Here is a 13,577-nt window from a genome sequence, read left to right as displayed (position 1 = left end):
CTTGCAAGCGGGAGGAAGCAATACCCTCCCCGGCATACTACTCTTCGCTATCGCCGCTGCTGGCGCGGCGAGGAGAGTCGATCTCGACACGATCGATACGCTGCAAACCGCGCATCAACGTACCGCGGCGTCCACGTTCGCCAGTGACTTTCTGTAGCTCTTCCGGACGCAGTTTAATTTTGCGTTTCCCAACATGAATGGTCAGCGTGCTTTGCGGCGGCAGAACGTACAGTTGCGCCAGACCATCCTCGCCACGCGCGGCTTCTGCCGACGGAATGTTGATAATCTTGTTGCCTTTGCCCTTCGACAGCTGCGGCAGATCGCTTACCGGGAACATCAACATACGGCCTGCCTGAGTGATTGCCAGCAGCATATCGGAAGCATCTTCAATCACCACCGGCGGCATAACATGGGCATTTTCCGGTAAGGTGATCAAAGCCTTACCTGCACGGTTACGCGCCACCAGATCGTTAAAGGTACAGACGAAACCGTAACCCGCATCGGAAGCCATCAGCAGTTTCTGATCGTCGCTTTCCATCAGCATATGGTCAACGGTCGCCCCAGGCGGCAACGTTAATTTGCCGGTGAGCGGTTCGCCCTGACCACGCGCCGACGGCAGCGTAATCGGGTCGATGGCATAGCTACGACCGGTGGAATCAACAAACACTACCGGTTGGTTACTCTTGCCTTTCACCGCCGCTTTGAAGCTATCACCCGCTTTATAATTCAGGCCCGGCGCGTCGATATCATGGCCTTTAGCGCTGCGTACCCAGCCCATCTGCGACAGCACAATGGTGACGGGTTCCGACGGCAGCATGTCGTGCTCACTCATCGCTTTCGCTTCTTCGCGTTCCTGCAACGGCGAACGACGATCGTCACCGTAGGCTTGCGCGTCTGCCTGCAGTTCTTTCTTCAGCAGGTTATTCATTTTACGCTCGGAAGCCAAAATGCCCTGCAACTGGTCGCGCTCTTTTTCCAGCTCACTCTGCTCACCGCGAATCTTCATCTCTTCCAGTTTGGCAAGATGACGCAGTTTCAGTTCGAGGATCGCTTCCGCCTGAGTTTCCGTAAGACCAAACCGCGACATCAGAGCCGGTTTCGGTTCATCTTCATTACGAATGATCTCAATCACTTCGTCGATATTGAGAAACGCCACCAGCAAACCTTCGAGGATATGCAGGCGCTTGAGGACTTTCTCCAGACGATAGTTCAGTCGGCGGCGTACGGTATCGCGGCGGAACACCAGCCATTCGGAGAGGATTTCCAGCAGGTTTTTCACCGCCGGACGGCCATCCAGACCGATCATATTAAGGTTAATACGATAGCTCTTTTCCAGATCGGTGGTGGCGAAAAGGTGATTCATCACCTGATCCATATCCACGCGGTTGGAACGCGGCACAATCACCAGACGGGTCGGGTTCTCGTGGTCAGACTCATCGCGCAGATCGTCAACCATCGGCAGCTTTTTGTTGCGCATTTGCGCAGCAATTTGCTCCAGTACGCGCGCACCAGAAACCTGATGCGGCAATGCGCTGATAACCACCGCCCCATCTTCTTTCTTCCACACCGCGCGCATACGCACAGAACCGCGACCATTTTCGTAGATTTTACGGATCTCGGCACGCGAGGTGATGATTTCCGCTTCGGTCGGATAATCCGGCCCCTGCACGATATCCAGCAGCTGGTCGAGCGTGGTTTTCGGCTGGTCGATTAATGCGATTGCCGCCTGAGCCACTTCACGCAGGTTATGCGGTGGAATATCGGTCGCCATGCCGACGGCAATACCGGTGGTGCCGTTAAGCAAAATGTTTGGCAGACGGGCAGGCAGCATTTTCGGCTCCTGCAAAGTGCCGTCGAAGTTTGGCACCCAGTCAGCCGTCCCCTGCCCCAGCTCGCTCAATAGCAGCTCGGAATATTTCGACAACCGGGATTCGGTGTAACGCATTGCTGCGAACGATTTCGGATCGTCCGGCGCGCCCCAGTTCCCCTGACCATCAACCAGCGGATAACGGTAAGAGAACGGCTGCGCCATCAGGACCATCGCTTCATAACAAGCGCTATCGCCGTGCGGATGGTATTTACCCAGTACGTCACCGACGGTACGGGCCGATTTTTTAAATTTGGCGCTGGCATTCAGGCCCAGCTCAGACATCGCATACACAATGCGGCGCTGAACAGGTTTCAGACCATCACCAATAAACGGCAACGCACGGTCCATGATCACGTACATGGAGTAGTTTAAGTAGGCGTTTTCCGTAAATTCATGTAGCGCAAGGCGCTCTGCCATATCGCTCATTAATTCTGATTCCTCAACTTATTCGCCAGCCTTCAAAGGGGCAATATTGCCGGAGATACTACATTATCTGCCGCGTCGAGTCACAGGAGATCAGCGTGAATAGCGCCGCCGGACGTGCTCCGACGGCGATAAAGGCATCAATGTGCCTTGATATACAACTCTTTGCTATAGACATAATCCTGAGGATTATGCAGCGGAAAACCGCCAATGGCGGTTTCTGTGTGGAAGGACAAAATCCTGTGCCGTCAGAGTCTGAGCGGACAACATTACGCCTGTGGCATCGTTAACTTAAACTGATAGCGAGTGATTTGGCTCACACTCCGGTAAAGATTCCCCATCACGCCAGCGGCACATAAACATCCGTTTCCAGTCGCTGCTCTGTTACCCCTTCGGCAAGATTGGTGTAGTGAAACAGAATCGGTGCTTTACGCATTTTCTCGCCGCTTGCAGGCAGCCAGTGGCGAATGATGCCCCATACCGTATGTGAAATATCGTCCAGCTCGCCAACGTGGCGGGCCACGGCATAACGTCCACCGGTAAGTTCACCATTACTCACGCCATAACGATTATCGGGAATCGGTTCGTTAACGCTGCCGCAGATATCAAAGCGAAACGCTTCCGGTACGGTGGTGGCAGGGTCATCCCAGGCGACACCAAAAGTCTGGCTTTGGTTAACAGGAGAAAGCCCCGTTTCTTTACGCCACATGATAAATTTCGCCACGCTGTAGTTGAGCAATTCAGGGCTACAGCGATGTGGCAACATCGCCACAGGGATTGATGGGAAATCGATAATATTTACATCCAGTGTCAGGTTTTTCATTTTGCCTCCCTGCGAAATTATTCCCGGGAACGTGTCCCGGGAGCGCTAACAATTACGGATTTACTTTGCGGATCTGTTTGACGTCAATTTCAACAGAGTTCCAGTCTTTATCGACTTCACCCTGAATCTCAACGGTATCTTTCGGGGTCACCGTCACGCCGTTCCAGCGTTTGTGGTCGATATCAACATTGATAGTACCGCTGGCATCTTTGAACACGTAGAGATCGTCAGAGATACGTTCAACGATATTGCCGCGCAGGGTGACCCAAGTGTCATCACGCAGGGATTTTGCGCTTTCTACGGTCGTTACGCTGCCATTCGGCCCCTGGAATCCTCCGGCCTGACTTTGTGTTGCCGATGGACCAGAAAAACCGCCCTGCTCTGCTGCCATCACCGGTGCACTGCACAGGGCCATTACTGCGATTACTGCTGCGAATTTTTTCATGTTTATTACTCCCTTTAATGTCTGTTTTCGAGCATTTAACAAGATAGTCCTTAACAACTTCTTAAGGGAAAAAAATAAAATTTAGTGCTGTACAGAGCGCGTTACAACACGGTTTACTGGCAGCAAATATGGTTATCGCAGGGATGAAAAAATGCGAATTTTACTGATAGAAGATGACATGCTGATTGGCGACGGCATCAAAACGGGCCTTAGTAAAATGGGTTTTAGCGTCGACTGGTTTACACAAGGTCGTCAGGGAAAAGAGGCGCTATATAGCGCACCTTATGATGCGGTGATCCTGGATTTAACCTTACCGGGCATGGATGGTCGCGATATTTTGCGCGAATGGCGAGAAAAAGGTCAGCGTGAGCCGGTATTGATCCTGACTGCGCGCGATGCGCTGGCGGAACGTGTAGAAGGGCTGCGTCTGGGAGCTGACGATTATCTGTGTAAACCTTTTGCGTTGATAGAAGTCGCCGCCAGGCTGGAAGCTCTGATGCGCCGAACCAACGGCCAGGCCAGCAACGAGCTGCGCCACGGCAACGTCATGCTCGACCCCGGCAAACGTATCGCCACGCTGGCTGGCGAACCCTTAACGCTGAAACCAAAAGAATTTGCCCTGCTGGAATTACTGATGCGTAACGCTGGTCGGGTACTGCCGCGCAAACTGATTGAAGAGAAACTGTATACCTGGGACGAAGAGGTCACCAGTAATGCCGTTGAAGTGCATGTGCATCATCTGCGACGCAAACTCGGTAGTGATTTTATTCGTACCGTGCATGGTATTGGCTACACATTAGGTGAGAAATGAAATTTACCCAACGTCTTAGTCTGCGAGTCAGGCTGACGCTAATCTTTTTAATTCTGGCCTCGGTGACCTGGCTGCTTTCCAGCTTTGTCGCCTGGAAACAAACAACGGATAACGTCGATGAGTTGTTCGACACCCAACTGATGCTGTTTGCCAAGCGGTTAAGTACGCTTGATCTCAACGAAATCAACGCGGCAGATCGCATGGCACAGACGCCAAATAAATTAAAACACGGTCATGTTGATGACGATGCGCTGACCTTTGCCATCTTTACCCACGACGGCAGAATGGTCCTTAACGATGGCGATAATGGAGAAGATATTCCTTATAGCTATCAACGGGAAGGTTTTGCTGACGGGCAACTGGTGGGCGATAAAGATCAATGGCGTTTTGTCTGGATGACCTCACCTGATGGCAAATATCGCATCGTTGTTGGTCAGGAATGGGAATACCGCGAAGACATGGCGCTGGCGATTGTTGCCGGGCAATTGATCCCGTGGCTTGTCGCACTGCCGATTATGTTAATCATCATGATGGTACTACTGGGTCGTGAACTCGCGCCGCTGAACAAACTGGCGCTGGCACTACGTATGCGTGACCCTGACTCGGAAAAACCACTAAACGCGACGGGCGTACCCAGCGAAGTGCGTCCACTGGTTGAGTCGTTGAATCAACTGTTCGCCCGCACACATGCGATGATGGTTCGTGAACGACGCTTTACCTCCGACGCAGCTCATGAACTACGTAGCCCGTTAACGGCGCTGAAAGTGCAAACCGAAGTTGCGCAGCTCTCTGACGATGATCCGCAGGCGCGGAAAAAAGCACTGCTCCAATTACATTCCGGGATCGATCGTGCTACTCGTCTGGTTGATCAACTGCTCACGCTATCGCGGCTGGACTCACTGGATAACCTTCAGGACGTCGCGGAGATCCCGCTTGAAGATCTCCTGCAATCGTCGGTGATGGATATTTACCACACGGCGCAGCAGGCGAAAATTGACGTGCGACTGACACTCAATGCCCACGGCATCAAACGCACCGGACAACCGCTATTGCTAAGTTTGTTGGTGCGAAATTTGCTGGATAACGCCGTGCGCTACAGTCCACAAGGTAGCGTGGTGGACGTCACGCTGAATGCCGATAATTTCATCGTGAGGGATAACGGCCCCGGTGTGACACCAGAGGCACTGGCGAGAATTGGCGAACGCTTCTATCGCCCACCCGGACAAACCGCTACCGGCAGTGGACTTGGGCTTTCAATTGTCCAGCGAATCGCCAAGCTGCATGGCATGAATGTTGAGTTTGGGAATGCGGAACAAGGTGGATTTGAGGCGAAAGTAAGCTGGTAACTTCTCTGTCTATGAGAGCCGTTAAAACGACTCTCATAGATTTTATTAATAGCAAAATATAAACCGTCCCCAAAAAAGCCACCAACCACAAACCAAACAAATAACGAGCGAGATTACATATAACCAAAACTCAAACATTTCTCGCACAAAGAGTTTTCTTAAGATAATAATAATAAGTGGCGTCAGAAGAAAAAATGCTGCAATCATTGTTTGCAATATACGATCTTCGCCTGAAACGGAAGGTATACTGCAAATATTGTCTCCCGACTCAAGCATCCAGTCATACTTATTGAATGCAAAAAAAGCATCTATTAACCAATAAGTAAGCATTATATATAACAGAGCTTCAAATATTGTTTGAATTTTATGCTTTAACATATGTTAGCACGCTCATAAAAATCCATTTATAATTATCAACGTGACGCGTTGATATTTTCATTTTTACTTATCCAACGCCATATTTTTAATCCCCAAAAAACCGAACCAAACCTGTAAATTAATCCGGTGCGAGTAGGAATTATGAGGAATGGCTATCAGTATTGTCATTTTCAGAAAATATTTATCCTGCATCGGTGAATCGGAGCAAGATCAGACTTTTGCTAAATTCGCAAAAGACTTTGCACATTTTGCTAATTTCACCGTACCGCTCTGTGACGTACTATAGTCGGCAAACGTCTCACCTTGAGGTTAAAAAATGAGCAACATCCTGATTATCAACGGCGCGAAAAAATTCGCCCACTCCAATGGTCAACTGAACGACACCCTGACCGAAGTCGCGGATGGCACGCTGCGCGACCTCGGGCATGATGTCCGTATTGTTCGCGCCGAGAGCGACTACGATGTCAAAGCGGAAGTACAAAACTTTCTCTGGGCTGATGTGGTGATCTGGCAGATGCCAGGCTGGTGGATGGGCGCGCCGTGGACGGTGAAAAAATACATTGATGATGTATTCACCGAAGGTCACGGGACTCTGTATGCCAGCGATGGTCGTACCCGCAAAGATCCGTCGAAAAAATACGGTTCTGGCGGTCTGGTACAAGGTAAAAAATATATGCTTTCCCTGACCTGGAACGCACCAATGGAAGCTTTCACCGAAAAAGATCAGTTCTTCCACGGGGTTGGCGTTGACGGTGTGTATCTACCATTCCATAAAGCAAACCAATTCCTTGGTATGGAACCGCTGCCGACATTTATCGCTAATGACGTGATAAAAATGCCTGATGTTCCCCGCTATACTGAAGAATATCGCAAGCATCTTGTGGAAATTTTTGGTTAACTAGAGCTCTGGCTTTAGAAGGAGTTAACCATGCTTACCGTAATCGCAGAAATCCGTACTCGTCCTGGTCAACATCACCGTCAGGCAGTGTTGGATCAGTTTGCTAAAATCGTTCCAACCGTACTGAAAGAAGAAGGTTGCCACGGCTATGCGCCAATGGTGGATTGTGCTGCTGGCGTGAGTTTCCAGTCTATGGCACCGGATTCTATCGTGATGATTGAGCAGTGGGAAAGCATCGCGCACCTTGAAGCGCATCTGCAAACCCCGCACATGAAGGCGTACAGCGAAGCCGTAAAAGGCGACGTGCTGGAGATGAATATTCGTATTCTGCAGCCAGGGATTTAATCCTGCCTTGTTTGCCCGGCCATCCTGACCGGGCAATGTTCTTTCCTTTAAACCTCAATCTCCGCCATGTCGCCTTTCTCTTGCAACCAGTTACGGCGATCTTCCGAGCGTTTCTTCGCCAGTAGCATGTCCATCATCGCGTCAGTACGCTGATCGTCTTCATCATCGATGGTCAACTGCACCAGACGGCGAGTATTCGGATCAAGCGTGGTTTCGCGCAATTGCATCGGGTTCATTTCCCCCAGACCTTTAAAACGCTGAACGTTCGGCTTGCCTTTCTTGCGTTTTAATTGCTCGAGCACGCCCTCTTTTTCTTCTTCTGTCAGCGCGTAATAAACCTCTTTTCCAAGGTCAATACGGTAGAGCGGTGGCAGAGCAACGTAAACGTGACCGTGTTTCACCAACGCGCGGAAGTGTTTTACAAACAAAGCGCAAAGCAGCGTGGCAATGTGCAGACCATCGGAGTCCGCATCCGCCAGAATACAGATCTTGCCATAACGCAGTTGGCTAAGATCGTCACTGTCAGGATCGATACCGATCGCTACCGAAATATCGTGCACTTCCTGCGAAGCAAGCACTTCATCAGAAGAGACTTCCCAGGTGTTAAGGATCTTACCTTTCAACGGCATGATCGCCTGATATTCACGATCGCGCGCCTGCTTGGCAGAGCCGCCTGCGGAGTCACCTTCCACGAGGAACAGTTCAGTACGGTTAAGGTCCTGCGCGGTACAGTCAGCCAGTTTGCCAGGCAGTGCCGGGCCGCTGGTCAGCTTTTTACGCACCACTTTCTTGGCCGCACGCATACGGCGCTGGGCGCTGGAAATCGCCATTTCTGCCAACAGTTCAGCCGCCTGAACGTTCTGGTTCAGCCACAGGATGAAAGCATCTTTCACTACGCCAGAAACGAATGCCGCACATTGACGCGAGGAGAGGCGCTCTTTGGTCTGCCCGGCAAACTGTGGATCCTGCATTTTTACTGACAGCACATAGGCGCAGCGATCCCAGATATCTTCCGCTGATAGCTTCACGCCGCGCGGCAGAATGTTGCGGTATTCACAGAACTCGCGCATTGCGTCCAGCAGGCCCTGACGCAAACCGTTAACGTGCGTACCGCCCTGCATCGTAGGGATCAGGTTGACGTAGCTTTCGGTCAGCAGTTCTCCGCCTTCCGGCAGCCACAGTAGCGCCCAGTCCACCGCTTCAGTATCGCCAGCGAAATTACCGATAAACGGTTTTTCCGGCAGCGTCGGTAAACCGTTTACCGCTTCCGCCAGGTAATCGTTCAGACCGTCCTGATAGCACCAGCGTTGTTCGGTGTTGTTGATCTCATCTTTAAAAGTGATCTCAACGCCCGGGCACAGTACCGCTTTGGCTTTCAGCACATGCGTCAGGCGTGAAACAGAGAAACGCGGGCTGTCAAAGAAGGCTTCATCCGGCCAGAAGTGCACGCTGGTACCGGTATTGCGTTTACCGCAAGTGCCAACAACCTGCAAATCCTGTACCTTTTCGCCATTTTCAAAGGCGATGTTATAGATCTGACCATCGCGGCGTACGTTAACTTCTACGCGCTTCGACAGGGCGTTAACCACCGAAATCCCCACGCCATGCAGGCCGCCAGAGAACTGGTAGTTTTTGTTAGAGAATTTACCACCCGCGTGCAAACGGCAAAGAATCAGTTCGACCGCCGGAACGCCTTCTTCAGGGTGAATATCCACCGGCATCCCGCGACCATCATCAATCACTTCTAACGACTGGTCAGCATGTAAAATAACGTCCACGCGTTTTGCGTGACCCGCCAGTGCTTCATCGACACTGTTATCAATGACTTCTTGCCCCAAATGGTTAGGGCGCGTGGTATCGGTATACATCCCCGGGCGGCGGCGAACCGGCTCAAGCCCGGTGAGTACCTCAATGGCATCAGCGTTATAAGTTTGCGTCATGGTTTAAGTTAGCAATTCGAGTTGATCGTCAGAGATGGTGCAGACCAAGAAAATCGACGATCGGGTTGAAATAATCTTCGAAGCCTGTGAATGCGTGGTTGCCGCCTTCTATAACAGTCTGGCGGCAGGAAGCGTAGTACGCCACCGCCTGGCGGTAATCCAGCACTTCATCTCCCGTCTGTTGCAGCAGCCAGATCAAATCCGGCGCTTCCAGCGGGTCAATCTGCATGACTTTGAGATCGTAAATATGGCGTGACTCTAGCACATATTGCTGCCCGGTGTAGGGGTTCTCGTTCTGACCGAGATAGTCCGTCAACAGTTCAAACGGGCGCACCGCTGGGTTTACCACCACGGCGGGCAGCATAAAACATTGCGACAACCAGGTGGCGTAATATCCCCCCAGTGATGAACCGACGATCCCCAGCGAATCACCGCCATGTTCCAGGACAATGGATTCCAGCAGTTCTGCCGCATCGGAAGGGTACGGCGGTAACTGCGGAATGATCATCTCAACGTCAGGGTGATGTTCCGCCAGCCAGTTTTTCAACAAACTCGCTTTTGCAGAGCGCGGCGAACTGTTGAAACCGTGTAAATAAAGAAGCGTAGACATCAGTAGCCTTCTGAAGCGGTATCAGGTTGGAAACGTGTGTCCGCCAGGCGGTGCACCTCGGTGGTCAGCGTACCATCAGCATGTAACTCGAGCGTACGCCAGCCAGGCGCGATGGTGTCCAGCGTAAAGTTGGAACAATGCGGCTTAAACTGTACACAGGTCGATGGCGTTGCCAGCAGGCGGCGACCATTCCAGTCGAGATCCAGCTCCTGATGGATATGTCCACACAGCAAGTATTTAACGTTCGGAAACTTCGCCAGCACGTTATCCAGTTCGCCCGCGTTACGCAGACTGTGTTGGTCGAGCCAGCTACAACCCGCAGGTAGCGGATGATGGTGCAGCAGCAGCAACGTATGGCGTTCTGGCGCATCGGCCAGTTTACGTTCCAGCCACTCAAGCTGAAACTCGCTCAGCTCACCGTGCGGCACGCCAAACACCTGGCTATCCAGCAACAGGATTTGCCATTGCTCACCAATAAACACCCGCTTCGCCGGGGAGATCCCCGCATCCTGTAGCGCGCTGTACATCGCAGGCTGAAAATCGTGGTTGCCCGGTAGCCAGACGCAGGGCGCACGAAAACTTGCGATGCCTTCAGCGAAATGCTGATAGGCCGCAGAGGATTGATCCTGCGCTAAATCACCGGTCGCGACAATCAGGTCGAATTCGTGCTGGTGTGGACGAATCGCCTCCAGCACCGCCTGGTAGCTTTCCCAGGTATTTACCCCCAACAGGGCTTCGTGCTTTTGCGCAAACAGGTGAGTGTCGGTAATTTGTAAAATCCTGACTCTGGCCTCACCAGCCAGAGGAAGGGTTAACAGGCTTTCCAAATGGTGTCCTTAGGTTTCACGACGCTAATAAACCGGAATCGCCATCGCTCCATGTGCTAAACAGTATCGCAACCAGTCAGCTAAAAACTGGTTAATTTGATGCTTTTCGTCGCGTTGATGCAACTTTTTATTAGGATAATCATACCGCGCTTTGAAGCGAAAAATCTGCTGACTTGAACACACTTCAGCCACCATCGCGTCATGATACAGACGCACCGTCATTGACGGAAGGCTCCAGTAACTGATCGCGGGCGCAGTCTGTTCGATTGTCACCAGGGTAGTGTATCGGGTCGATTCCACAATCGTTAGCCGATATTGTGCGTTTGCCACCTGATAGCTTACAGTTTCGCCGGGTGCGTCATTGCGCGGTAACAAACGCCGCAATTGTGAAAAGTTCATCTCGCACAGGCGCATCATTTCAGGAAAGTCAGGTGTGTAACGCTTCATTTATGCCCACTCATTTTTTAACGCTTGATGATGCAGCTGCAGCCATTGCAAAGCGATGACCGACGCTGCGTTGTCGATTTTCCCCTCTTCTACCCATTGGTATGCCTGTTCCCGGCTTACCACATGAACGCGAATATCTTCGTTTTCATCAGCCAGACCGTGAATACCGCTTGCGGTCGTGGCGTCCACTTCGCCCACCATAATTGACGAACGCTCACTGGTGCCCCCAGGGCTTGCCAGGAAACTTAACACCGGTTTGGTCCGTTTGACTATCAGTCCCGCCTCTTCAATCGCTTCGCGACGGGCGACATCTTCCACACTTTCACCCTCTTCAATCATCCCGGCCACCATCTCCAGTAGCCAGGGGGTTTCGCTGGTGTCATACGCGGCAATCCGAATCTGCTCAATCAGCACAACTTCATCGCGCACTGGGTCAAAGGGTAGCAAGACTGCGGCGTGACCGCGCTCAAAAATTTCCCGCCGTACCTCACGACTCATTTGCCCGTTGAATAGACGATGACGAAATCTATAAAGATCTAATGAAAAAAAGCCGCGATAAAGTGTTTCTCGTGCAATAATTTCAACATCGTTTTTGCCAAAAGTAACGGGCAGGTTGTCTGGCTTAAGCATTGTTAATGTCCTGGCACTAATAGTGAATTAAATGTGAATTTCAGCGACGTTTGACTGCCGTTTGAGCAGTCATGTGTTAAATTGAGGCACATTAACGCCCTATGGCACGTAACGCCAACCTTTTGCGGTAGCGGCTTCTGCTAGAATCCGCAATAATTTTACAGTTTGATCGCGCTAAATACTGCTTCACCACAAGGAATGCAAATGAAGAAATTGCTCCCCATTCTTATCGGCCTGAGCCTTTCTGGGTTCAGTACGTTGAGCCAGGCCGAGAACCTGATGCAAGTTTATCAGCAAGCACGCCTTAGTAACCCGGAATTGCGTAAGTCTGCCGCCGATCGTGATGCTGCCTTTGAAAAAATTAATGAAGCGCGCAGTCCATTACTGCCACAGCTAGGTTTAGGTGCAGATTACACCTATAGCAACGGCTACCGCGACGCGAACGGCATCAACTCTAACGCGACCAGTGCGTCCCTGCAGTTAACTCAATCCATTTTTGATATGTCGAAATGGCGTGCGTTAACGCTGCAGGAAAAAGCAGCAGGGATTCAGGACGTCACGTATCAGACCGATCAGCAAACCTTGATCCTCAACACCGCGACCGCTTATTTCAACGTGTTGAATGCGATTGACGTTCTTTCCTATACACAGGCGCAAAAAGAAGCGATCTACCGTCAGTTAGATCAAACCACCCAACGTTTTAACGTGGGCCTGGTAGCGATCACCGACGTGCAGAACGCCCGCGCACAGTACGATACCGTGCTGGCGAACGAAGTGACCGCACGTAATAACCTTGATAACGCGGTAGAGCAGCTGCGCCAGATCACCGGTAACTATTATCCGGAACTGGCGGCGCTGAATGTCGAAAACTTTAAAACCGACAAACCACAGCCGGTTAACGCACTGCTGAAAGAAGCCGAAAAACGCAACCTGTCGCTGTTACAGGCACGCTTGAGTCAGGACCTGGCGCGCGAGCAAATTCGCCAGGCGCAGGATGGTCACTTACCGACTCTGGATTTAACGGCTTCTACCGGGATATCTGACACCTCATATAGCGGTTCGAAAACTCGTGGTGCCGCTGGTACCCAGTATGACGATAGCAATATGGGACAGAACAAAGTTGGCCTGAGCTTCTCGCTGCCGATTTATCAGGGCGGAATGGTTAACTCGCAGGTGAAACAGGCACAGTACAACTTTGTTGGTGCCAGCGAACAACTGGAAAGCGCGCATCGTAGCGTCGTGCAAACCGTGCGTTCCTCCTTCAACAACATTAATGCTTCTATCAGCAGCATTAACGCCTACAAACAAGCCGTAGTTTCCGCTCAAAGCTCATTAGACGCGATGGAAGCGGGCTACTCGGTCGGTACGCGTACCATTGTTGATGTGCTGGATGCCACCACCACGCTGTACAACGCCAAGCAAGAGCTGGCGAATGCGCGTTATAACTACCTGATTAACCAGTTGAATATTAAATCAGCTCTGGGTACGTTGAACGAGCAGGATCTGCTGGCACTGAACAATGCGCTGAGCAAACCGGTTTCCACTAATCCAGAAAACGTTGCGCCGCAAACGCCAGAACAAAATGCTATTGCTGATGGTTATGCACCAGATAGCCCGGCCCCAGCCGTTCAGCAAGCATCCGCACGCACTACCACCAGTAACGGTCATAACCCTTTCCGTAACTGATGCTGACGACGGGGCTTCGGCCCCGTCTGAACGTAAGGCAACGTAAAGATACGGGTTTTCTGCCGCATTCTTCCCCCTTCTCGCTTCAATTTCGACCA

General features: G+C 51.4%; 14 protein-coding genes and 1 pseudogene. 5 read left to right on the top strand and 10 right to left on the bottom strand.

Annotated features, from left to right (window positions below):
* Positions 1 to 37 precede the first annotated feature (37 nt).
* The 4 genes and pseudogenes from parC to ygiW form a co-directional block, all read right to left on the bottom strand.
* Complete coding sequence (parC, locus tag AABJ99_RS03800) at positions 38 to 2,296, bottom strand: DNA topoisomerase IV subunit A (RefSeq protein WP_001281881.1); 2,259 nt, start codon at positions 2,294 to 2,296, stop codon at positions 38 to 40.
* Between the two features lie 137 nt (positions 2,297 to 2,433).
* Positions 2,434 to 2,505, bottom strand: a pseudogene (locus AABJ99_RS24975) (hypothetical protein); the annotation flags it as partial.
* A 128-nt stretch (positions 2,506 to 2,633) separates the two neighbouring features.
* Positions 2,634 to 3,116 (bottom strand): AraC family transcriptional regulator, encoded by a 483-nt coding sequence (gene ygiV, locus AABJ99_RS03795; RefSeq protein ID WP_000793821.1) that lies wholly within the window; start codon positions 3,114 to 3,116, stop codon positions 2,634 to 2,636.
* Positions 3,117 to 3,168: 52 nt separating this feature from the next.
* Positions 3,169 to 3,561: an OB fold stress tolerance protein YgiW gene (gene ygiW, locus AABJ99_RS03790; protein ID WP_000712658.1), complete on the bottom strand. Its 393-nt coding sequence runs from the start codon at positions 3,559 to 3,561 to the stop codon at positions 3,169 to 3,171.
* A gap of 151 nt (positions 3,562 to 3,712) precedes the next feature.
* On the opposite strand from ygiW, the gene qseB reads away from it, so the two are divergent.
* Positions 3,713 to 4,372: a quorum sensing response regulator transcription factor QseB gene (gene qseB / locus AABJ99_RS03785; protein WP_001221493.1), complete on the top strand. Its 660-nt coding sequence runs from the start codon at positions 3,713 to 3,715 to the stop codon at positions 4,370 to 4,372.
* The gene (gene qseC / locus AABJ99_RS03780) at positions 4,369 to 5,718 is read left to right on the top strand and encodes a quorum sensing histidine kinase QseC (protein ID WP_039021379.1); all 1,350 of its coding nucleotides are present in this window, start codon (positions 4,369 to 4,371) and stop codon (positions 5,716 to 5,718) included. Before qseB ends, qseC begins: the two co-directional genes overlap by 4 nt.
* 45 nt (positions 5,719 to 5,763) lie before the next feature.
* Here the strand turns inward: qseC and ygiZ are convergent, their stop codons facing one another.
* Positions 5,764 to 6,096: a DUF2645 family protein gene (ygiZ, locus tag AABJ99_RS03775; protein WP_000912121.1), complete on the bottom strand. Its 333-nt coding sequence runs from the start codon at positions 6,094 to 6,096 to the stop codon at positions 5,764 to 5,766.
* Positions 6,097 to 6,412: 316 nt separating this feature from the next.
* Between ygiZ and mdaB the strand changes: the two genes are divergently transcribed.
* Positions 6,413 to 6,994, top strand: a complete 582-nt coding sequence (gene mdaB / locus AABJ99_RS03770) for an NADPH:quinone oxidoreductase MdaB (RefSeq protein WP_000065441.1) — start codon at positions 6,413 to 6,415, stop codon at positions 6,992 to 6,994.
* 30 nt (positions 6,995 to 7,024) lie between these two features.
* A complete protein-coding gene (gene ygiN / locus AABJ99_RS03765) occupies positions 7,025 to 7,339 on the top strand; it encodes a putative quinol monooxygenase (RefSeq protein ID WP_000958598.1) in 315 nt (104 codons plus the stop codon).
* A 47-nt stretch (positions 7,340 to 7,386) separates the two neighbouring features.
* Here the strand turns inward: ygiN and parE are convergent, their stop codons facing one another.
* The 5 genes from parE to nudF are packed head-to-tail and all read right to left on the bottom strand — an operon-like array spanning position 7,387 to position 11,793.
* Entirely contained in the window at positions 7,387 to 9,279 is a 1,893-nt protein-coding gene (parE, locus tag AABJ99_RS03760) for a DNA topoisomerase IV subunit B (RefSeq protein ID WP_000195269.1), read from the bottom strand.
* Between the two features lie 28 nt (positions 9,280 to 9,307).
* A complete protein-coding gene (gene yqiA / locus AABJ99_RS03755; protein ID WP_000105733.1) occupies positions 9,308 to 9,889 on the bottom strand; it encodes an esterase YqiA in 582 nt (193 codons plus the stop codon).
* A complete protein-coding gene (gene cpdA / locus AABJ99_RS03750; protein WP_000444741.1) occupies positions 9,889 to 10,716 on the bottom strand; it encodes a 3',5'-cyclic-AMP phosphodiesterase in 828 nt (275 codons plus the stop codon). Before cpdA ends, yqiA begins: the two co-directional genes overlap by 1 nt.
* A 24-nt stretch (positions 10,717 to 10,740) precedes the next feature.
* Positions 10,741 to 11,163 (bottom strand): DUF1249 family protein, encoded by a 423-nt coding sequence (gene yqiB, locus AABJ99_RS03745; protein WP_000833393.1) that lies wholly within the window; start codon positions 11,161 to 11,163, stop codon positions 10,741 to 10,743.
* Positions 11,164 to 11,793, bottom strand: coding sequence for an ADP-ribose diphosphatase (nudF, locus tag AABJ99_RS03740; protein WP_000917127.1), 630 nt, complete (start codon positions 11,791 to 11,793; stop codon positions 11,164 to 11,166).
* 204 nt (positions 11,794 to 11,997) lie between these two features.
* On the opposite strand from nudF, the gene tolC reads away from it, so the two are divergent.
* The gene (gene tolC, locus AABJ99_RS03735) at positions 11,998 to 13,479 is read left to right on the top strand and encodes an outer membrane channel protein TolC (protein ID WP_000735299.1); all 1,482 of its coding nucleotides are present in this window, start codon (positions 11,998 to 12,000) and stop codon (positions 13,477 to 13,479) included.
* Positions 13,480 to 13,577 lie beyond the last annotated feature (98 nt).

The organism is Escherichia coli, assembly GCF_036503815.1.
GTDB classification, from domain to species: Bacteria; Pseudomonadota; Gammaproteobacteria; order Enterobacterales; family Enterobacteriaceae; genus Escherichia; species Escherichia coli_F.
This window is presented reverse-complemented; position numbering and strand designations above follow the sequence as displayed.